Below are 20,827 nucleotides of genomic sequence, written 5' to 3'. Positions count from 1 at the left end.
TAGCTCGGTTCCGGCCGAAACACGATGGGCAAAAATACACTAATGAATCATATTTTTAAGGGCTATTTGGTAATAATCGCTAATTTTATCTAAGTTTGGTTTTATGGCGTTAGCATACCTGCGTGAGTTAGATAATAATGTGCGATTTGCCATTTGGCGGATCGAAGAAACGGCCGACGAGTTGATCGGCCGCCTGCAGCTCGATAGCCGTGAGCAAACCATCCTGAACCGGCTGAACAAGGGAAAACGGACGTTGCACTGGCTGGCCACGCGCGTCTTACTCCGCACCATGTTAAACACACCCGGCTTCATTGATTGCCCCTCGGACGAGAACGGCAAGCCGTACCTGGCAAATTTTCCGCAGCGGATTTCGCTGACGCATTCATTCGACTATGCGGCGGTGATGATGAGCGATAATGGTGAAGTAGGCATCGATCTGGAGCTGGTAAAGCCCAAAATCTTGCGAATCGCCGACAAATTCATGAAAGCCGAGGAGTTGGTGTCCATTGGCAAAGATCACATCGAAAAGCTCTACGCTTGTTGGTGTGCCAAGGAAGCGGTTTATAAATTGCAGGGGAATAAGGGGGTGTCTTTCAAAGATAATATGACCATCAAGCCTTTTGACTTCCAAGATCAAGGTGTGCTGTTTCTGGATCTGGATGCGCCCCATCGTAAAGAACAGTTTAAAGTTTATTATGAAAAATTCCAGGAATATCTGCTTGGATATGTCGTGGAGGAATAGTTGCGAAGCACATGTTGAAAAGAGATTCATTAACGGCCCAGATGCAGCAGCTTAGCCACACACTGGCCAAAGTGAAGCGCCTGATCGTGGAAGAGCAGAAAGGGGAAGCACTTTCGGTACTAAAGGAAGTGTTGGGGGAATATTTTGGTACGACCATTACAGACTTATTGGAAACCCCGGCCAACTTATTCCGGCAGCACCTGGATAGTGTAGGTTTTCAGCCGGAAGAATTGGGCCTATTGGCGGATTTTCTGGATACGCTGGCCGATCTGAGCGAACTCGGTCCGGAGAAAACAGGTATTTGGGAGAAGGTACTGCTTATTTACGATGCGTTGGAGCAAACGCATAAAGTCGTCTCTTTTACCCATATAGCCCGGCGGGGGGAAATCCTGTCCATGCTGGGCAACGGCCCGTCATAGGGCAGGTGGTTGTTCTTCCCCGGGTGGGGGCATCAGCAACTGCACCAAGCTGTTTATCCGCTGATTTTTCATCAGGAGTTTCCCGTTGATGAGCTGCTCATTATCTTCGATGGATTGTCCGTACGCTTCAAGGCGGTCGAATGGTCGGACAATGGGAACGGCTAAGGGTGCAATGTCCTGTACGTCCATTTTGCTGAAGTTGATATGGAGCTGAAATCGCTCATGCGCTCCGCGGCCTGGTTCTGGTGGCACTTCGGCGTGGTCTGCCGTATGGAACTGAATGTAATCACCGATCCTTGGATTTACGCCGATTTGAAATAGCGGAAACACGTCGCGGTTGATGGCATTGCCGGTTGCGTTCAATATTCCTTGTTCTTGGAGGTAACGATTTAAAGCCGAATCGGCCCGTACGGAAAGATAGACCTCAGGTACGCGTTTTTCAACGATTTCGCGGCGTTCTACTGCATCGAAATTCTCGTCGTAGTCGTATTCGATCACTGTGTCTTGCTGGATGATGGTACTCCGCCATTCCAGAAGGATATGGCCTCGGTAATGGCGGAGTAAGCTATCGCCGTGTAGGGTATGTGTGCCGATGTGGAATTTGCGGCCGCTCAGGAGGCTCGTCAGTGGCCCTTGGAACCACAAGCTTACTGCATTGGAGTCGGTAAAATGAGGCGTACCCGTTTCAATGGCTAGCGGAGTGTCCATTGCCTGGCGCACATAAAACAGTATTTCTCCTTTTTTGAAATCAACCGTAGCGTCGTGTTTGCCAAGCATACACAGGTGGCCGCCACGGTGTTGGATTTCCGAGAAACGGCTCTCTCTAACGGGAATGCTTGCGCCCGGCTGCAACAAGGTGTCTAACAGTCCGGTGAGGAGGTGCAGGTCTTTTGCCGGTCTTGCCGGCGATATGGCGAACAAGACCTGTCGCGCTTTAAGGAGGATTACCGCCCGCTCGGATAGGGCCACCGTACCCAGCGTATCCTGCCGGACCTGCATGCCCAATTCGCTGGCCAGCCACCCCGCGAAGGCCGCCGAGTCTGCCAACTGGAGCGAGCCGAAAAAGACATCCGGAAAGGCCACTGATTGCTGATGATCGAGCTGATATAAGAATATATTGGCCGGGATAGCTATCCCCGACTGCTTTCCTGTTTTGCTATCAAACGCAATAGGTTGGTCTCCCGTTGAATCTCCGTAATAATCCCCATTCCACAGCGCGTTCCAGGCGATGTCTTTCGCGAGGGCATCCACTTGGATGCGGATAACGGATGTGGTCGCCCGTGGAATCAGCGTTTGATAAGAGCAGTATTGACGATAAGTCAAATAGCCCCAACCCACCGTTACGGCTAAGAGTACCAGACCTGCAATGACAAAGATGACGCGTCTCATGGGCAATCAGCCAAGCAGTTCCCTTACCTGTTGCGAAGCGCGCTCGTTGTCGACTTTGTCAATAATGTGGGTGATTGTACCCTTTTCGTCGATGACGAACGTTGTGCGTAGTGTACCCATGTATTTTCTGCCAAACAGCATCTTTTCGCCCCATACGCCGTAGTCATTGGCAATTTGCTGGTCGGTATCGACCAATAGTGTAAAGGGTAGGTTGAATTTCTGGGCGAAATTACGGTGGGATCGCTCTGTATTCACGCTTACGCCGATAACCTCAAAGCCGTCCGATTGCAGGGATTGGTAGTTGTCTCGGAAATTGCAGGCCTCGGTCGTACAGCCCGGTGTATTGTCCTTGGGGTAAAAGTAGAGAATCACTTTTTTGCCGATGAAATCGTTCAAAGAAACGGTTTGACCGTGTTGGTTTTTCGCGGTGATTGCCGGTGCTTTATCCCCGGCTTTTAATTTTGCCATGTGTTGTCTGCGTGGTTTTATTTGATGAAATTGATGTCGTAAACTTGTTTATTGTCCTTCCAGTCGATGACCTCGAGCCGGAAGCGGTGCGTGCCTTTTGACAAGGCGCTTTCAAATTCATGCCAAAGCGACCGTGATTTGGAGTCGTATTCCATCAGCACCCAATCGTTATCGATGTACCCGTTGAATGACTGTATTCCCGATAGGTCGTCAAAAATCTTGATGTTTATACGGCTTACCGCACCCATGTCTTTACCAGCGCTGATGTTTTGCGGCTGGATGGTGGGGGCAACCGTGTCTACAGCAATATGGAAACTGCCGAATGAACGGGTTTTGGTACGCACCCAGCCATCGTCAAAGTTGCCGCCATGCGAATTCCGCTTGTCGTCCACGATGATTGCTTTGGGTTTCAGCGCGTCCGTCAGCGTCGAGTCCGGTTTGATTTTGAGTTCATAACTTTCGAACAGGGGGATAAACCGATTGTGTACATGCTGCACCATCGAATAGCCATCGGTTGGCCGGGCGCCTTGGTGGTAGTTGAAGTGCAAGTGGTCATATAAGGCATCCGGCGGCATGGTGATTTCAATATTTTCGGCAGCAAAGCGATTTTCACGATCATACCGGAACATTGCTGTCCCGGTGGTACGTTGCCGGACCGGTACATAAGAAGCATCATTCCTCACCTTGATCGTGTGGCTGCTGGTGTTACCATGTGCGTCGCGCACTCGATAAGTGAGGGTGTGCTCCTGCGAATCGGTCAACATGATGCTTCCGTCCCCTTCGAGGACATGGAAAATGTTGATGGGGTTGTTGGGATCCTTGAAACTTTTCTGGACCCGTGTCTTTTTGAGTATGTAATAGGGATAGTCGATGTAGGAATGGATAGCCCGTGATGTCTCAAACGAGAGCGCTTCAAATAGCACGGTACTGATCGGCTTGTTATCCAATAGGAGCTCGACTGAATAGACGCCGTTATTGAATGTGGTACCGTTGTGCCGGTCTACCGTATTGATGCCGATGCCGAAACGACCATTTACCGCAACGGTTTGGTAATCTTTTACGGATAAGTGCCTTCTGGGGGTATGTTCGCTGAACGGTTCGTCAGCCAGATCGTAGATGGTAACTCCGTGGATGGTAGGCGGGATGTTGTCTGGAAATGCCAAACCAAACAGCTGTGGATTCAGGGGCGCTTCCGTTTCGGTATCGCGTATTTCAAAGTGCAGGTGTGGTCCCTGGGAGCTGCCCGAGTTGCCTGACAACCCGATCCGGTCGCCTTTTTTCAGGGATACGGTCCGATTATCGAGCAGGATATCCACATCGAACCGCTGCAGTTCATATTGTTTGGCTTTGACGATGGCCGTCAACTGAGCATTAAACTCGTGCATGTGCAGGTATACACTGGTATAGCCATTGGGGTGGGAGATGTACACCGAGTTGCCGCCACCGCCGATTTGTACACGTACACGGGATACGTAACCATCGGCAACTGCGAAGATGGGCAAGCCCACGCGTTGCTGGGTACGGTAGTCATCGCCGGCGTGAAAATGGGTGGACCGTAGTTCGCCGAACGTTCCCGAAGCTTGCGACGGAATGGCCAGTGGGTTCCTGAAATAGCCCTGGGGATATTCTCGCGTGGTGATGACATTCGTTTGTGCCGCTGCGATAAGCGTACTGAAAAGGACAATCGTTAAAATAGGGATATACTTCATGTATACTATCATTTCACATAAAAATGAAACATTCGTTGGTCATTGATGAAGCCCTCGAGGTGATCACCAATAGCCACGGGACCCACGCCCGCGGGAGTGCCCGTAAAGATAAGGTCGCCCTTGCGCAGGGTGATGTACTGCGATACGAATACCAGAATATCCTCGAATGAAAAAATCAAACCCGCGGTATTGCCCGTCTGCACAGTTTTTCCATTTTTGTCAAGACGGAATCCCAAGTTATATACATCGGCGAACGTTTCTTTGGAGAGCAGGGCACTGACGGGGGCCGATCCGTCAAACGCCTTAGCCAACTCCCACGGCAGGGATTTTTCTTTATGGAGCTGTTGGATATCCCGTGCTGTGAAATCGATCCCCAGCCCGATCGCGTCGTAGTAGGCATGTGCAAATTTCGCGCCGATGTGCTTTCCCTCTTTGCAGATACGGATCACCACCTCCACTTCATGGTGGATGTTTTTGGAAAAATCCGGATAGTAGAAGTCGCGGTTATCTTTCAATACCGCGGTATCGGGTTTGAGGAAGATTACAGGCTTTTCCGGAACCGGATTGTCGAGTTCTTTGGCATGCTCGGCATAATTGCGGCCGATGGCGATTATTTTCATGGGTATTAACGAATGATGTTATAATTATAGGCAATCTGACTATGCAGGCCCGATTTGCCCGATATACACGCTTTTACTGTATTGTTTCTTGCTGGCACTGTGCAGGAAGAGGTAGGCGTGGAACGGCGCTGTCCGCAATTGCGGGGGCAGGTCGACCTTGATGTATCCATCGTTACGCGTACAGCCATCGGTATTGCGTCCGGCTATACCGGCCTCGGGGCTGTACACCACCAGCACCACCCCGTCGGCCGGCCGTGCCAATGGGTTTTCCCCGCTGGTGAAATGGATTTCGAGTTCCCCCGGGCCGTGCACCACATCGTGGATTTCCACCGTCGGGAGCATGCCCGTACTGACCGCCACGCGCTCCGGCACGATCCGTTGGTCGGGATACTGCCCTTCAACCGCGTCCTGCAGCAGCTTTTTCAGCGCCTGCCCGAATGCCCTGCTTTTATTCCCTTTGCCGTGGCCGGCCCAGCCCGCTGTGACGATGGGTCTCAGCGGGTTGAGGAACGCCATGGCCAGCCGCATCCGCTGCTGTACGGCCAGCTTGCCGTATGACCGCTCTTTGGTCTTTATGATGCTTTTGTCGTAGAAAAAATCCATCAGTCCGTTTTTTTCAGGATACCGGCCCGGTGAGCGGGATGTAAACGGTTCTGGAAGCCCGCTTCCCCCTGCTGTCCGCGAAGAACAGCCACACATGGAATTCACCGCCCGAAGCATGCCCGTTGAAGGAGAAGGCCACCTCCCCGGCATGCCGCTGCGCATTCCCGCCAAAGAACAGGCCGCTCTCCGGATGGTGGGCGATGGCATGGCCCACGTCATCCATTTCCCCGCCCACGCCGTAGGTCCTTGGATCCCACCTCACCCTGATGCCGCCGTTTTCCAGCCACGCCCTTTCGGCACCCGCGGTGTACAGCGTCCCCCGGCTGAAAGCCAGTTCGCGGTAGTTGAGCGTCAGATCGTCGCCGTCCATCCGGAAGGCATGGCCGTAATTGTGGCTGAACGCGGCGTTGACGGCGGTCGACCTGCCCGTGAACTGCCCGAAGCCCGTTTCCAGTATCTCCGCCACCGGACGGAGGAATCCGTTAAGCAGCTTGAACCTGCGGTGCTGGGCAGCCTGCTTCGGCGAGGGCTCCGGCTTGGTCTCCTTGATCCGCCGGAAGCCTTTGATATAGTTTATCTTGCGCCAGCTGCTGCCCACCACGCTGCCTACCTTCCCGCTGAAGGGTCCGTTTATCCCGTCTTTCAGTATCGCCATATCATCACGGTTAATTGTTCAACAAAAATGCACCCCGGCCAAAGGCCGGGATGGGTCTATAATAAGCAAGTATACAGAATCCGGGAATTTTCCACAAATAAAGTTATCATAAAATAATACAAATTTTATAATAATATTAGGACTAATAGTTATTTATTATACAATATACCGTCTTTTTATCGACAAAAAGACGATGAATTGTCGATGAAAAGACGATAAAAAGACGATGAAATATAAAATATATACAACTATAATATAAGTTTTGTATAATTATTTTTGAATGAAATGTTAAAGAAAAGTTAAGACACATCCACCTCACATCAACATTATATCCATCCCATCGTACGTAAAGGTTTTTTAAGAGGTTGTGGTATAGCGCTATATCCTACTGCCCCCAGATTGGACCAAGCGGACACGGAAATAGGGTTGACCTGTAAACTAGTACAAACTTGCTTGCAAGTAAGTCTTTTATTACATATCTTAGCTCTATAATCAGTTAGTGTATTACAAAGCGAACCAAAGTGTAAAACAACTAATTAAATTCACCTTCTAAAACACACACAAACGATGTCAAAAAGCTATTTATTCCTTATTAGCTAAAATATTTTAGCTTCTTCTGTTTAGCCCGTGAGTTTTTATACTCCCGAGCGGTTACGGGGTATTGCGTGAGCGTATCCTGTACTTTGCGTCTATCCTCGATCTATAGCGCTTCAAGTAGGGAAGGCCGGTTAAAGCCGCCCCTTAATTTGGTGCTTTTATAGGTCGGTTATGGTAGAACGCAATGAACCCAGTACACTATAAAGAAACCAAAAATTAAAAAAATGAACCAACACACTACAAAAACAAGATGTGGGAAGATGCGATTATCGCTTCTACCCTTAGTAGCAGCACTGTTTGGTGGTCCGGTGTTTGCTGAACCCGTCGGCGACTCCATGCTGCCATTGACCGAAGCGGCTGCACAACAAACGATCACAGGTACAGTGACCAGTGCAACCGACAATACGCCTTTATCCGGCGTTTCGGTAGCCGTAAAAGGGACGGCAAGGGGAGCTGCCACGGATGACTTGGGCAGGTACTCGATCCCCGCCTCAGCCGGGGAAACGCTCGTGTTTTCCTACCTCGGTTATATTAGTCAGGAGCTTATTGTAGGACAAAGCGCCACTATGGATGTACAACTGCAAGACGATGCGGAAAGCTTGGATGAAGTTGTGGTGGTCGGCTACGGTACGCAGCGGAAGTCCGATCTGACAGGTTCCGTTGGTGTGCTATCGGGAGAGGATCTCCTTCAGGCTCCGGTAAGCAATGCGTTGCAGGGGATGAAGGGCCGCGTGGCCGGGGTAAACGTCTTCCTCAATTCCGGCTCGCCGTCAGGCAGCCCCCGTATCCTCATTAGAGGGCTGGGTACGATCAATTCGTCGTCCAACCCGCTGTTCGTGGTGGATGGTGTGGCCATGGAGAACATCCAGTTCCTGAATCCCAATGACATCGAGCGTATGGAGGTGCTGAAAGACGCTTCATCGACAGCGATTTATGGTGCCCGTGGTGCAAACGGGGTCATCCTGATCACTACCCGTCGCGGAGCCAAGATGACCGGTACGATCGTGGGCTATGACGGGTTTATGAATGTCGGTGTTTTGCCGCGCAAAATCGACGTGCTTAACTCAGCCGAATGGCTGGAGGTTATCGAGCGCGGTTTTGCCAACCATTCCAAATACAGCACGAACACTATACCCACGCTCAGCCGGGAGGATCCGCGGTTGTTCGATGCACAGGGCAATCCGCTTTACGATACCGACTGGCAGGAGGAGGCCACCCGTACAGCGGTGTCCCACAACCACCAGTTCTCCGTACAGACCAAGGCTGAAAATTCCTCGTTCGGTGCATTCATCAACTACGCCAACATGCAGGGAATCATGCTTAACAACGCCCTGGAGCGTATCAACGGTAAGGTCGCTTATGACGCGAAGCCCAAGGAATGGCTTTCGCTGGGTATCAACTTACTAGCAAATTACACCAAGGAGAACGAGTTCGAAGAGGGTGGTGGGCACCAGATGCCGCGCCGGTCTATGCTCGAAATGGTGCCCATTTTTCCGGTGAAGTTTCCTGACGGGACCTGGGCCAACAGCAGCATGATCACGGATCCGTTTGGCCTGGAGGCCATCCCCAATCCGGTCCATGTGCTGGAGACACAAGACCGGCTTCGCAAGCGGCAGCAGTTGTTTGGGAATGCTTTCCTGACCTTCCACATCCTGCCGGGATTGGATCTGCGCACGCAGTTTGGCTTTGACAAACACGATACCAACATCCAGGAATATAGCCCCACGGATTTAATCAATATATCGCAGCCACTCGGCCGCGCCTACCTTGAAAACCAGCGTTCGTTTTACTGGCAGGAGGAAACTTATCTGAATTATAATAAGGAAATCGGCGATCACCGAATCAACTCGGTGTTGGGGCTCAGCTGGCAGCAGCGCGTCTATGCAAACAATTCGATTTCCGCCGAGGGTTTTGCCGACGACTTTTTCCGGTTCAATGCGATCCAATCGGCCAGCCAACCAGGGGCGCCCAACTCGTCGTACGATAAGTGGGCGATGAATTCCTACTTCCTGCGCGGTAGCTACAGTTTCAAGAATAAATACTTGGTTACCGTTACCGGGCGGATAGACGGTTCTTCGCGGTTCGGTGAGAACAATAAGTACGGGATTTTCCCTTCCGCCGGTTTGGGATGGGTACTCTCCGAGGAGTCGTTCCTGAGTGATGTCCAGGGACTGGATGAATTCAAGATCCGGTCGAGCTACGGCATCACGGGCAACACGGAGATTCCAACCTACCAGTCGCTTGGTACAATTTCTACGGGTACCACGCTCCTCAATGGGGCGCGCGTTTCGCAAAGCTTCGTCAACCGGCTACCCAACCCCAATCTGGAATGGGAGAAGACCAACCAATTTGACGTGGGCTTTGACCTTGCATTATTCAATAGGCGACTTACCGTGGCGTTCGACTACTATTATAAACTCACCACTGACCTGTTGCTTGATAAGCCCGTACCGACATCCACGGGCTTTACCGGCGTACGCGACAACATCGGATCGGTATCCAACAGGGGCATCGAAGTACTGGTTAGTGGTGCACCCGTAGCGAATGAAGTATTCAATTGGCAGTCTACGATCAACTTTAGCTACAACAAAAACCGCATTGAGGCGTTGGGCGAGAATGACGAAGACATCTTCCCCGGCCCTAACTGGGTTTCGGGCAGCCAGACCATCCTCCGCGTAGGTGAGCCGTTGAGCTCATTCTGGGGCTATCGGCGATTGGGTACATGGGGTACGGACGAGGCCGCCGAAGCGGCAGCGGTAGGTGCCATCCCGGGTGTGGCCAAGCGCAGCAGCGAGCGCCAGATTATCGGCAATGGGTTACCGGAATGGGTAGGGAGCTTCGTGAATAACGTGCGCTATAAAAATTTCGATCTTACCGTTGACCTGCAGTTTGTGCTGGGAGCGGATATCCTGCAGCAATTTACGCACTCCATGGAAGACCGAACCGGCCTCTCCAACGGGCTAGCGACTACGCTGTATGACGCCTGGACGGAAGATAACCAGAATACCATGGTGCAGCAGATCCGGAATGGTGCCTATTCGGGGCAAAACAGTGAGGTGGACGACCATTGGGTGGCAGATGGATCATACCTGCGTGGGAGCTTGGTGTCGCTGGGCTATAGCTTCGGTGACCTGACGCTGACTAACCTCAACCTGCGTGGACTCCGCATCTATGCCAGTGTGCAGAACGCCTTCCTGGTTAAATCAAAAGACTTCAAGGGATACGATCCGGAGGCGACTTCCTGGGGCGGCGACCAGTGGGGGCAGAACATTTTCTTCTTCCAATACCCCAATCCGCGGACGTTCACAATAGGTACCAGTTTCCAATTCTAACCCTCAAACTTTGAAAAGATGAAAAAGTTAATTGCAATCATATTCACAGCGGGGCTTTTGGCCACGTCCTGTTCGGAGTTCCTCACGGAGGTACCCAAGGACGAGATTGCCCCCGACCAGTTTTTTAAGAACCCTGACCATGCTTACAACTCGGTAAATGCCCTTTATCGATCCGGTGTGCCGTCATTGTTCGGTGCCAGCGTTTATGGTGGCTCACGGCTCATGATTGGCCCTTACATGTCAGGCCTGGTAGACAACGATTACAAGGGCCAGGAGATACACGTACAGCATGCACAGCAGCTCACGCTGAATAGCGTCAATATGTCGGGTTACCTGGGCAACTTCTGGCGCGATATGTACCTGGGTATTTCGCGTGCCAACAATGCCATCAAGTATATCCCCGCCACCCCCGGGCTGGTCGAAACCGAAGCGAACAAGCTGTTGGCCGAAGCCCGATTCTTTCGGGCAATGAATTATTATTACCTGGTCCGCTATTTCGGTGGCGTGCCGTTGATTACCGAACCTTACGAGAGCCTGGATAACCTCTATGTTCCCAGGTCGCCAGTTGCTGATATCTACGGACTGATCGTAGCGGACCTGACGTTCGCGGCTGGGGAAGGTAACCTTCCGAGTACGACCATGGGTAGCAACGGCAACCGGATTACGCAGGGAGCGGCACAGGCCTTGCTGGCCGAGGTGTACCTCACCATGAGTGGCTACCCGTTGCAGGCCAATCATTACGCCGATGCTGCCCAGGAGGCGCGGGCAATCATTAATGATGGCAATTACTCGTTAACCCAGCACGGACGCTCCGGCGGAGCTGTAGATCCTGCCAACAGTGCCTACAACAAGGCTCGCCTCGCGGACAACCTGCAGAACGAGCATATCTATTACTATGAATACTCCGTGGGTATCTCCAATTCCGGCTATACCCAATATGCGTTCCCGGTGAGTATGGCACCCGAGCTGGCGTACGCCATTTTCAACAATGCTTATCGACCCACCGCGGGCTTACTACGGGCGTATGACGCGGGTGAAGATCTCCGTATACAGGAAAAGCAATACTTCCACTCGTCGCTCACTCGTGAAAATGGTACAGTAGCCAATTTTGACACGGCTCCACATATCTGGTTTGACGAGGAAGCGTCGTTGGAGACTGCCACTTCCGGCAAGGACCTGCCGATTTTGACCTACGCCAATGTACTGCTGATCGCCGCGGAAGCCATCGCACGGTCGGAAGGGGTTACGGCTGAGGCCGTCGATTACCTCGCCGAGATTAGGGCACGCGCATACTGGAAGCAGACCGAGGCGGAGGTAAAGGCTCAGTTGAGCGGTCTCAGCCCTGAGCAATTCGTGGAAGAAGTATGGAAAGAGCGGTTGCGGGAACTGCTATTCGAGTTTCAGGTATGGTTCGATATCCAACGCACCCGGCAGTATCCAGTGACAGCCAGCAATGGACAGATCAGTTTCGTGGATGTGATCGGCCATCAAAATAGCTTCGGGGCCACGTATACCGAGAACCACTTATTGTTCCCCCTGCCCGACGACGAATTGCAGCGCAACCCGGCGTTGGAACCAAACCCGGGATACACCAACTAATGGAATTGCCAGCAAGTTGTTACGCAACTGCTGGCAATTTTTTTCTATATTAGCCCCATACAATTTGCGATGGGTTAGTTGTAATGACCAAGATACTAAGGATAAACACGCATACGCTAAAACAATTTATTATAAATGGAAAAAAGTAATCAATCAAAAGCAGGTGCAACCCGTAGAGATTTTATCAAGACGGGAGCTGCAGCGGCGGCAGGTTTTATGGTCGTACCGCGACATGTATTGGGAGGAGCTGGTTTTGTAGCACCTAGTGACAAGCTGGTAATTGCGGGCATCGGTGTGGGAGGCAAAGGCGAATCCGATTTGAAGAATTTTCACGATAGCGGCAAAGCCGAAATCGCATTTCTTTGTGATGTGGACGACCGCCGAGCGGCTGGCTCGGTGAAGCGCTTCCCCAAAGCGAAATATTATAAGGATTTCCGGGAGATGCTCGATAAGGAACACAAGCATATCGATGCGGTTTCGGTATCCGGACCGGACCACAACCACGCGATCCATGCGTTGCCGGCAATGCAATTGGGCAAGCATGTGTATGTGCAGAAGCCACTGACCCATGATGTGTTTGAAGCGCGTGCATTGACCCAAGCGGCAAAGAAGTACAAAGTAGTAACCCAGATGGGTAACCAAGGTGCTTCGGGTGATGGGGTGCGCATCATGCGCGAATGGTTTGACGCGGGCCTGATCGGCGATGTGCACACGATTTATACCTGGACAGACCGGCCGGTTTGGCCGCAAGGTATCCAATGGCCTACGCAGAAAGCCGAAGTACCTAAGGAACTCGATTGGGACCTGTGGTTGGGCACTGCCCCCTACAGGGACTATGTCGATAAACTGGTGCCGTTTAACTGGCGCGGCTGGTGGGACTATGGTACGGGAGCTCTTGGTGATATGGGCTGTCACATCATGGAAGCGCCATTCAGCATCTTGGGCTTGCAATATGTAAAGGATGTACAGGCCAGTGTGGGCTCGGTATATGTCGATGAGTTCAAACGTGGATATTTCCCGCAAAGCTGTCCGCCGTCGAGTTATGCAGTGATGACCTTCCCGAAAACCGAAAAGACATCCGGTGACGTGAAAATCCATTGGATGGATGGTGGTATCCAACCGCAACGTCCTGAGGAATTGGGACCCAACGAGGTATTTGGAGATGGTGGTAACGGTATCCTGTTTATCGGCACGAAGGGCAAGATGATGGCGGGTTGCTATGCTGAAAATCCAAGGTTATTACCGACGTCGCTTACCGAGCAGCACAAATTACCGGTGAAATACGAGCGTGTACCCGGCGGGTCTGGTGGACATTATGCGCAGTGGGTAGAAGCGGCTATCGCCGGATACGGCAATAAGCCCGTAAGTGCTCCGTTTGAAATATCCGGACCATTGACCGAGGCATTGCTGATGTCTAATCTGGCCATCCGTGGGTCTGATCTGCAGATCGATAATAAATATCCGGGCAGAAACCTCAAGTTTATCTGGGACAACGCTAACATGAAGGTAACCAACTTCGATGAAGTCAATCAATTTGTGAAACGCCAATACCGTAAAGGTTGGGAGTTACCAACCGTGTAAACGCGTATAACGGTTGTTGACCGATCTGAATAGCAGGGTATCCGAAACGGGTACCCTGCTTTTTTTTGCCGGTTTGTGAACTCAAAAAATAATTGATAATTATTTAGACTTATTATAAACTAGTATCTATATTTGCGTTCGAAAACAATAAAGCCACACAGTTCGCACCTGTGTGGCCCATCCACTAAAAGTGGTTTACTTTTAAAAAACGTTGAGCACATTTATAAAAGCCATGCAAAATAGGCAAATTTTGCTTGCGGTGACGTTCTGCACCCGTAAAATTATTGCTATACCTCGTGGGGTTGCCAGAAAGCTGCCCTACCATTCCATATCTTCACTTCTAATCGTTCAATCATCATGAAAAAAATGCATGTTATTAGTTTCTGTATTGCCTGTTTGTTTATCGTTAACCAAGCTGCGGCACACGCCTTATGGATAGCCACCAAGCCCACAGGCAAGTCCGGGAAGGCGCAACAGGTACATATCTACTATGGCGAGCCCGCTGAGGGCGTGTTGGAGAACGTCACGGACTGGTGGTCTGACGTCGGTTCGTTTGTCCTTACGCTTCATCATCCCGATGGTAGCAGTCAGCAATTGGAAACTAGTGCACAAGCCGACCATCACGTGGCAACCTTCACGCCTACTAAAGAAGGGGTGTATACACTTAGCGTGGCACAACCGGTAAAAGAGACCTTTGATGGCCACAAGTACCAGTTTAATAGCACCGCATTTGTGAATGTGGGTAATGCCGATGAACCAACGCTACCTGAAACCTCCGATTTCCGGGTAATTTCTGGACTTTTTGATACGAAGGCCGGCAAACCGATTTCGCTAAAGGCTCAATTGGGTGCAAAACCACTCAACAAACTCGAAGTTACTGTCTTTTCGCCCAATGGTTGGAGTAAAACATTCCACACGGATGAAAGTGGGTTGATTTCTTTTGTGCCCGATCGGAAAGGGCATTATCTAGTGGAAGCGCTCTACAGTGTGGATGTGGATGGCGCTGACCACAAGCATCTCCATCGCATCGCTACCTGGAGTATAAAAATAGATTAATCACCTGATGTCATTCAACAATGGGAACCGTTAAGCAATTAATCGTTTTGTTTTTGCTCGCTTTCAGTGGTCTGTACCAAGGGCACGCCCAAGAGGGCAAACATGTTGTAATTATCGGGAGGGTTACGACGTCCAATGGTTTGCCTGCCGATCGCGTGTCCGTTACGGTGGCGGGCACCCCGTTTGGCACACAAACAGGTACAAACGGAGACTATCGCATCGAACTCAGTCAAACGGGAGGCATTACTTTGGAAGTTAGCGCATTGGGGATAGCAAAGCAGTCGAAGGCCATCACCGTAAACCTCGGCCAAACCTATACGCAGGATTTTACGATCAATATAACCAGCCAACAGTTGGAAGAAGTATTGATCAGTAAAAACAGAGGCAACTATAATGTTTTGACACCGTCTCCTACGCTGCGTTTGGACGCACCGCTTATTGAAATCCCACAGAATATCCAAGTGGTATCCGGCAAGGCACTGGCAGACCAGCAGGTCATCAGTATGAGCGATGGTCTGATCAGGAACGTGAGCGGCGCCGTACGGTTGGAGCATTGGGGTAATCTTTATACAAATATCAGTATGCGGGGCACGCAAATCCAAGCATTCCGGAATGGGTTTAATGTAGTCGCTTCTTATTGGGGGCCACTTACGGAAGATATGAGTTTTGTAGATCATATCGAATTCGTAAAAGGACCTGCTGGCTTTATGCTGTCTAATGGCGACCCGTCAGGATCATACAACGTGGTGACCAAGAAGCCAACGGGAGAAACCAAAGGCGAAGCGACGCTGACCGTCGGCGAATACGATTTATACCGCGCATCACTGGACTTGGACGGCAAGCTTAATAAAAGCGGCCGACTCCTGTACCGTTTCAATGCATCGGCACAGACCAAGGGATCCCATCGCGCCAATGAATTTGACAACCGCTATGCGGTAGCTCCGGTGGTTTCTTATCAGGTGGATGAAAAAACAAAGGTCACTGCGGAGTATACGTTGCAGTATGCCAACATGTCGGATGTGGGATCGTATTACGTGTTTGGCCCTACGCCGGGGAAATATGCGAGCTTGCCCAGAGACTTTACCATGATGCCGACAGGATTGGAACCTACGAATATTAAGGATCAGACCTTTTTGGTCAACCTGACCCATGATATCGATACGAACTGGTGGATTACAGCGCAGGGATACTATTTATTGTATGATCAGGTAGGCTCATCCATGTGGCCAGCATCGGAAATGACCGACGATGGTAAAATCATACGCGGTGTCGGGGTCTGGGATGCGTTGAGTGAGATGAGCTTGGGCCAGGTGTTTGTAAACGGCAACCTCACCACCGGCGCAGTGCAACATCGTATCCTCGTGGGTATCGATGTGGGCAAAAAGAACTACTTGGCCGATTGGGGCCAAAGCCACGCTCTGGATACGGCTAATGGCGGTGAATTTGATGTGCACAATCCAAATTTAGGCGTGCCATCAAATGGGTATCCGTCGTTTGACCGTATCACCAGCCTGGAAGCTCGGGCTGCACTAGCCGGCGGAGCCATGGCCCAATCGTACAAAGGTATTTACCTGCAGGATGAACTTGGTTTCTTTGACAATCAGCTGCGGCTCACGCTCGCTGGGCGTTTTACGTCTGTAAGCCAAAGTGCGTATGGGGCGGCACCTGAAAAAGCCAGTCACTTTACCCCGCGCATCGGTCTCAGTTGGAGTGTGGATAAGCACACCGCTTTATACGCGTTATATGATCAGGCATTCGTGCCCCAGTCTGGAAGGATATATGACGGCGGTAAGGTGAAACCGATTACAGGTAATAACCAAGAAGTGGGTCTTAAACGCGATTGGATGGATGGTGCATGGAATACGTCTGTTTCCGTATACCGGATCCTAAGGGAGAATGAGCTTACGCCCGACCCCAATCGGCCCCCTACGGAAAATTATAGCATTGTTTTGGGCCAGAAGGCCGCCCGGGGTATTGAGTTCGATGTGCATGGCCGACTGGCACCGGGGCTTGATCTGGTTGCCAATTACGCGTATACCAACGCTGAGGTAACCGAAGTGGCCGACGGCGTCACCGTCTATGAAGTAGGGGATGATCTGTTTGGCTATGCGGCCAATACGGCCAATGCTTGGCTGGCTTACCGTATCCAACGTGGCACATTGAAGAATCTGGGTGCCTCGGTGGGTTTTACCTGGCTGTGGGATCGTAAGACGGATAATTGGGATGAAAGCGATGTCAGATTGCCTGATTACTTCAAGTTGGATGCCGGGCTGTTCTGGGAAAACGACAAACTCCGGGTTACCGCAAACCTATTCAATCTGCTGGATGAGTATCTTTATACCGGATCGTACTATTCATGGAACAACGCATTCTATTGGCAATCCGAAACGCCACGCAATTTGCGGCTGAGCATCGGCTATAAGTTTTAACAAAAAAGGGGCGAAAGCCCCTTTTTTATATCGCAATTGATGTATCCATCACGAAATCCTCATCCCTAAGATGAACGATTTCCATCGATTTCTCGTAGTTGGTCGATTTCTTGGAGAAGAAATCATGTTGGGTGGTTTCTACATTGAGACCGTTCATCACAATGGGATTTACGCGCTTAACCTCGAAAATCGGTTCGAATCCCAGATTCATGAGCGCTTTATTTGCATTGTAGCGCACGTACTCTTTCACCTCTGCAGTAAGACCCACTTCGGTATAGATTTCCTCGGTGTACTTAAGCTCATTTTCATAAAGTTCGTTAAGCAACGCTAAGAGCTTTTCTTTAGCCTTCTCGGGATGGGGTAGTTTTTTGTATACGTCTTGCGCCAGCAGTCCAACAAATACACCGTGAATGGATTCGTCTGCCACGATTTTCTTGATGATATCCGCACTGGCTACCATGTGTCCTTGCCCGCATAGCCATAATGGAATGAAGAACCCGCTATAAAACAGGAAAGATTCCAGAAATACCGAAGCACACAACCCCATGAAAAGGTCTTCTTTACTGATGTCCGTTTCGGCCAGTTTACGGTAGTATTTATCAATCATGGATGCTTTAAACTGTAAATACTTGTTGTTTTGCACCCAATGGAAAATGTCTTCAATATCCCGTGAGGTCGCTACCGTGGTAAAGATGGTCGAGTAGGATTTCGCATGGATTGCTTCCATCATGCACATGTAGGCCAGTACCGATTTGTTTTGCAGTGAATCGATGTGATCCATGATTTTCGGCATTCCGGTATGGCTTTGCAGGGTATCAAGCAGTGTCAGGCCGCCCAATGCCTTTTTATAGCATTCCCGCATCTCCGGAGAAAGGGCTTTCCAACTGTCGATATCCTTGGAGGGGATGTATTCTGTATCGATCCAGAATTGTTTGATGTTCTGTTCCCAGAACATCAGGGCGTAATCATTTTCAGGTTCGTTCCAGTTGACGGCTTTATATTGTTTCATATTTGCGGGGGTTAAATGGGTAAATTTGATGTTAGACAAGAATACGAAGCAATATTTCCTATGCTGAGCACGAGACACACTCGTCAATGGTAGATTTGCGGGTCCGCGTGTAGTATAACGATTTCAATCCCACTTTATGTCCATAGATGTAGTACTTGGCCAAATCCCGGGTATTATCCTTGGAGTTGGTATGCAGGATGGTGGATATTCCCTGATCTACGTGCCGTTGGATGACAGAGACCAGCCGCAATACCTTCATCTGATCCATATCATATGCCGATTTATAGTAGAAGTAATTTTCATTGGTGAGATACGGCATCGGGTAATAGGTGGTGCTATCGCCATATTCGCGCACCTCGATGGTATCCACAATCGGCATCACCGATGCTGTAGCATTCATGATGTATGACGTCGATTGGTTGGGGGCAATGGCTATACGGTATGCGTGATATATACCGTGTTCGTGTACCTGTTGCTTCAATACTTTCCAATCTTCCATCGTCGGTATAGCAATACCAGCAAACAATTCGCTCACTTTGATGGTGGTTGGGAAGTAATCGCGGTTGATATATTTGTCAAAATACGAGCCATCGGCATAAGCTGATTTCTCAAAACCGTTGAACGTTTCCTTTCGCTCACGGGCAATCTCCATGGAAGCTTGGAGGGAATAATAGTTGACCATCATGAAGAATACGTTGGCAAAATCCAACGCTTCCTCGCTTTCGTACATGATGAAATTCTTAGCGAGGTATCCATGCAGATTCATCGCCCCTAAGCCTACGCTGTGCAATTCGCGGTTGGCCTTTTGGATGGATGGCACCATGGCGATGTCTGTTACATCGGATACCATGGTGAGTGCACGCATCGCTGTTTTGACGGCTTGTTCTACCCGCTTGTTATCCATAACGGTGGCAATATTGAGCGAACCCAGGTTGCAAGAAATGCCGTAGCGGATGGTATCTTCCTGTCCGTAGATGTTGATATCCGATACCTCGGAAACCTGCATGATTTCCGTACAGAGATTGGAAAATTTGACTTTACCGACACCGTTCAGGGCATGTTGGCGGTTGGCATTTTCCTTGAAGAAAATGTAAGGATAGCCGCTTTCCTTCTGGGTCTGGGCGATCTTCACCAACAGGTGGCGGGCATTGATCTTGCGTTTCTTTATTTTGGGATTGGTGATGAGTTCGTCGTACATTTCGTCCATATCCAGCTCATCGAGGTATTTGCCATATTCCTGCATCACCGTATGCGGATGAATCAGGTAGCAGGGTTCGTCTTTGGTGGCCAATTCCATGAATTTATCGGGAACAATCACACCAATGGAGAGGGATTTGATGCGAACCTTTTCGTCCACGTTGATTTTCTTGCAATCGAGGAATTCCTCGATGTCCGAATGGAAAATATTGAGGTACACTGCCCCTGCCCCCGGGCGTTGGCCCAATTGGTTGGCATAAGAAAAGGTGTCCTCAAGGATTTTCATGATGGGCAGTACGCCGCCAGCACGCCCTTCAACGCCTTTGATGGCTTCGCCGCGGGCCCGGATTTTGGAAATGTTGAATGACACCCCACCGCCGATAGACGACAGCTTCATCGCTGAATCCACCGCGTAACCGATGCCGTTGAGGTTATCACCGATTTCATCGAGGAAGCACGATACCAATTCCCCGGAACGCTTTTTGCCTGCATTGAGGAAAGTAGGTGTAGCGGGCTGGTACTCCTGGTTGATCAACAGCTCTGCGTATTGCAGGGCATGTTCTACTCCACCCTGACGGGCAAGGAACAGCGATACAGCGGCTACACGGTCTTCATAGCGTTCAAGGAATTTTTCACCGGAGTCATCACGGAGCGCATAGCTTTGGAAAAACTTGAAAGCGCTCATGAAAGAGGCAAACCGGAATTTTTTCGAGGCAATGAAATCATACACCTTTTCCATCTCCTCAAACGTAAACCACTCATAGAAATTAATGTAGTAGTTGTTTTCGATGAGGTAATCTATCTTTTCCTTCAGCGTGTAAAAGAAAACGGTGTTTTTGTTGACATACTCCAGGAAATAAGCGCGCACGGCCTCTTTGTCCTTGTGCAGGCTAAATTCCTCCTCATGTTTGATCATGATTTCGTTATTGAGCAAAATCCAGCTCTTTGCTACCTCGTTTGTTACCATGGTGTCTCCTTGCTTTAATAATGGCGATAAATTCATTGATGTCTTCGTTGGTTCCCGATAGCTCAAACTTTAAAGCCAACGGTATACCGTATTCGGTTGCAATCTTGTCTCCGGCAATGGCGAAATTCTGTCCCCAATTTCGGTTTCCGCTTGAAGATACGGAAAGGAGATACGGACTCGCATGGTGCAGGAAGCGCTTTGTGGTTTCGGGTACCTCCCCGAATCGGGTGGTAAAGGTTACCAAATGCCCTTCTTGCACCGCATCCATGTCGGGCTGGATTTTACAAACAGACCATCCGGTCAGCTCAGCCACTTTCTGCATGAACCGCTCCACGTTGCCCGTTTTGCTGTCATAATATATCCACTCCATGTTGCAAACCTTTTAGATGCTGAACCCCCACGTATCGAGGGGGTTCCTTTTATTTTTTAGTAACCTGTATTGCAGGTGTTTTGAG

16 protein-coding genes are annotated in these 20,827 nt (G+C 50.2%); 7 read left to right on the top strand and 9 right to left on the bottom strand.

The genetic code is table 11. From position 1 onward, the window contains the following. Window positions 1–103: 103 nt before the first annotated feature. On the top strand, window positions 104–742 hold the full coding sequence (locus IEV98_RS02230; RefSeq protein ID WP_188504300.1) for a 4'-phosphopantetheinyl transferase family protein: 639 nt from the start codon (window positions 104–106) through the stop codon (window positions 740–742). Between the two features lie 11 nt (window positions 743–753). Further along, window positions 754–1,161: a hypothetical protein gene (locus IEV98_RS02225; protein ID WP_188504299.1), complete on the top strand. Its 408-nt coding sequence runs from the start codon at window positions 754–756 to the stop codon at window positions 1,159–1,161. On the opposite strand, the gene IEV98_RS02220 is transcribed toward IEV98_RS02225, so the two are convergent. Genes IEV98_RS02220 through IEV98_RS02195 form a run of 6 tightly spaced genes read right to left on the bottom strand, consistent with a single transcriptional unit; the run spans window position 1,156 to window position 6,605 of the window. After that, on the bottom strand, window positions 1,156–2,550 hold the full coding sequence (locus IEV98_RS02220; RefSeq protein ID WP_188504298.1) for a hypothetical protein: 1,395 nt from the start codon (window positions 2,548–2,550) through the stop codon (window positions 1,156–1,158). The two genes, IEV98_RS02225 and IEV98_RS02220, sit on opposite strands and share 6 nt — an antisense overlap. A gap of 6 nt (window positions 2,551–2,556) precedes the next feature. After that, a complete protein-coding gene (bcp, locus tag IEV98_RS02215) occupies window positions 2,557–3,018 on the bottom strand; it encodes a thioredoxin-dependent thiol peroxidase (RefSeq protein WP_188504297.1) in 462 nt (153 codons plus the stop codon). Between the two features lie 17 nt (window positions 3,019–3,035). Next, complete coding sequence (locus IEV98_RS02210; protein ID WP_188504296.1) at window positions 3,036–4,727, bottom strand: M23 family metallopeptidase; 1,692 nt, start codon at window positions 4,725–4,727, stop codon at window positions 3,036–3,038. An 8-nt stretch (window positions 4,728–4,735) separates the two neighbouring features. Next, window positions 4,736–5,347 (bottom strand): fumarylacetoacetate hydrolase family protein, encoded by a 612-nt coding sequence (locus IEV98_RS02205; protein WP_188504295.1) that lies wholly within the window; start codon window positions 5,345–5,347, stop codon window positions 4,736–4,738. A gap of 39 nt (window positions 5,348–5,386) precedes the next feature. Beyond that, complete coding sequence (locus IEV98_RS02200) at window positions 5,387–5,950, bottom strand: DUF6266 family protein (protein ID WP_188504294.1); 564 nt, start codon at window positions 5,948–5,950, stop codon at window positions 5,387–5,389. A 13-nt stretch (window positions 5,951–5,963) separates the two neighbouring features. Beyond that, the gene (locus tag IEV98_RS02195; RefSeq protein ID WP_188504293.1) at window positions 5,964–6,605 is read right to left on the bottom strand and encodes a DUF6266 family protein; all 642 of its coding nucleotides are present in this window, start codon (window positions 6,603–6,605) and stop codon (window positions 5,964–5,966) included. 857 nt (window positions 6,606–7,462) lie between these two features. On the opposite strand from IEV98_RS02195, the gene IEV98_RS02190 reads away from it, so the two are divergent. The 5 genes from IEV98_RS02190 to IEV98_RS02170 all read left to right on the top strand — a co-directional run bounded on the left by IEV98_RS02190 (window position 7,463) and on the right by IEV98_RS02170 (window position 17,199). Continuing rightward, on the top strand, window positions 7,463–10,534 hold the full coding sequence (locus tag IEV98_RS02190) for a SusC/RagA family TonB-linked outer membrane protein (protein ID WP_229738526.1): 3,072 nt from the start codon (window positions 7,463–7,465) through the stop codon (window positions 10,532–10,534). Window positions 10,535–10,552: 18 nt separating this feature from the next. Then, window positions 10,553–12,133 (top strand): RagB/SusD family nutrient uptake outer membrane protein, encoded by a 1,581-nt coding sequence (locus tag IEV98_RS02185; RefSeq protein ID WP_188504292.1) that lies wholly within the window; start codon window positions 10,553–10,555, stop codon window positions 12,131–12,133. Window positions 12,134–12,268: 135 nt separating this feature from the next. Further along, window positions 12,269–13,714 (top strand): Gfo/Idh/MocA family protein, encoded by a 1,446-nt coding sequence (locus IEV98_RS02180; RefSeq protein WP_188504291.1) that lies wholly within the window; start codon window positions 12,269–12,271, stop codon window positions 13,712–13,714. A gap of 357 nt (window positions 13,715–14,071) precedes the next feature. Next, window positions 14,072–14,770, top strand: coding sequence for a DUF4198 domain-containing protein (locus tag IEV98_RS02175; RefSeq protein ID WP_188504290.1), 699 nt, complete (start codon window positions 14,072–14,074; stop codon window positions 14,768–14,770). A gap of 20 nt (window positions 14,771–14,790) precedes the next feature. Further along, window positions 14,791–17,199 carry a TonB-dependent receptor gene (locus IEV98_RS02170; RefSeq protein WP_188504289.1) on the top strand — a complete coding sequence of 803 codons (2,409 nt, stop codon included), beginning with the start codon at window positions 14,791–14,793 and terminating at the stop codon, window positions 17,197–17,199. Between the two features lie 25 nt (window positions 17,200–17,224). Here IEV98_RS02170 and nrdF read toward each other — a convergent pair whose 3' ends face one another. Genes nrdF through nrdI form a run of 3 tightly spaced genes read right to left on the bottom strand, consistent with a single transcriptional unit; the run spans window position 17,225 to window position 20,742 of the window. After that, window positions 17,225–18,208, bottom strand: a complete 984-nt coding sequence (gene nrdF / locus IEV98_RS02165) for a class 1b ribonucleoside-diphosphate reductase subunit beta (protein WP_188504288.1) — start codon at window positions 18,206–18,208, stop codon at window positions 17,225–17,227. Between the two features lie 58 nt (window positions 18,209–18,266). Then, a complete protein-coding gene (gene nrdE, locus IEV98_RS02160) occupies window positions 18,267–20,372 on the bottom strand; it encodes a class 1b ribonucleoside-diphosphate reductase subunit alpha (RefSeq protein WP_188504287.1) in 2,106 nt (701 codons plus the stop codon). Further along, window positions 20,329–20,742, bottom strand: coding sequence for a class Ib ribonucleoside-diphosphate reductase assembly flavoprotein NrdI (gene nrdI, locus IEV98_RS02155; RefSeq protein WP_188504286.1), 414 nt, complete (start codon window positions 20,740–20,742; stop codon window positions 20,329–20,331). The genes nrdE and nrdI overlap by 44 nt, the downstream gene beginning before the upstream one ends. Between the last annotated feature and the right edge of the window lie 85 nt (window positions 20,743–20,827).

It is taken from the genome of Parapedobacter pyrenivorans (genome assembly GCF_014636865.1).
Taxonomy (GTDB): Bacteria; Bacteroidota; Bacteroidia; order Sphingobacteriales; family Sphingobacteriaceae; genus Parapedobacter; species Parapedobacter pyrenivorans.
Note: the sequence above shows the minus strand (reverse complement) of the source record. Positions and strands in the feature narration are given on the sequence as shown.

What these genes read in the sequence shown, in the direction of transcription:
- IEV98_RS02225 (WP_188504299.1), top strand. Translation starts at nt 754, where the DNA reads ATGTTGAAAAGAGATTCATTAACGGCCCAGATGCAGCAGCTTAGCCAC.
- IEV98_RS02175 (WP_188504290.1), top strand. Translation starts at nt 14,072, where the DNA reads ATGAAAAAAATGCATGTTATTAGTTTCTGTATTGCCTGTTTGTTTATC.
- IEV98_RS02180 (WP_188504291.1), top strand. Translation starts at nt 12,269, where the DNA reads ATGGAAAAAAGTAATCAATCAAAAGCAGGTGCAACCCGTAGAGATTTT.
- IEV98_RS02170 (WP_188504289.1), top strand. Translation starts at nt 14,791, where the DNA reads ATGGGAACCGTTAAGCAATTAATCGTTTTGTTTTTGCTCGCTTTCAGT.
- IEV98_RS02200 (WP_188504294.1), bottom strand. Translation starts at nt 5,950, where the DNA reads ATGGATTTTTTCTACGACAAAAGCATCATAAAGACCAAAGAGCGGTCA.
- IEV98_RS02220 (WP_188504298.1), bottom strand. Translation starts at nt 2,550, where the DNA reads ATGAGACGCGTCATCTTTGTCATTGCAGGTCTGGTACTCTTAGCCGTA.
- IEV98_RS02185 (WP_188504292.1), top strand. Translation starts at nt 10,553, where the DNA reads ATGAAAAAGTTAATTGCAATCATATTCACAGCGGGGCTTTTGGCCACG.
- IEV98_RS02195 (WP_188504293.1), bottom strand. Translation starts at nt 6,605, where the DNA reads ATGGCGATACTGAAAGACGGGATAAACGGACCCTTCAGCGGGAAGGTA.
- IEV98_RS02210 (WP_188504296.1), bottom strand. Translation starts at nt 4,727, where the DNA reads ATGAAGTATATCCCTATTTTAACGATTGTCCTTTTCAGTACGCTTATC.
- nrdF (WP_188504288.1), bottom strand. Translation starts at nt 18,208, where the DNA reads ATGAAACAATATAAAGCCGTCAACTGGAACGAACCTGAAAATGATTAC.
- nrdE (WP_188504287.1), bottom strand. Translation starts at nt 20,372, where the DNA reads ATGGTAACAAACGAGGTAGCAAAGAGCTGGATTTTGCTCAATAACGAA.
- IEV98_RS02205 (WP_188504295.1), bottom strand. Translation starts at nt 5,347, where the DNA reads ATGAAAATAATCGCCATCGGCCGCAATTATGCCGAGCATGCCAAAGAA.
- IEV98_RS02230 (WP_188504300.1), top strand. Translation starts at nt 104, where the DNA reads ATGGCGTTAGCATACCTGCGTGAGTTAGATAATAATGTGCGATTTGCC.
- IEV98_RS02190 (WP_229738526.1), top strand. Translation starts at nt 7,463, where the DNA reads ATGCGATTATCGCTTCTACCCTTAGTAGCAGCACTGTTTGGTGGTCCG.
- nrdI (WP_188504286.1), bottom strand. Translation starts at nt 20,742, where the DNA reads ATGGAGTGGATATATTATGACAGCAAAACGGGCAACGTGGAGCGGTTC.
- bcp (WP_188504297.1), bottom strand. Translation starts at nt 3,018, where the DNA reads ATGGCAAAATTAAAAGCCGGGGATAAAGCACCGGCAATCACCGCGAAA.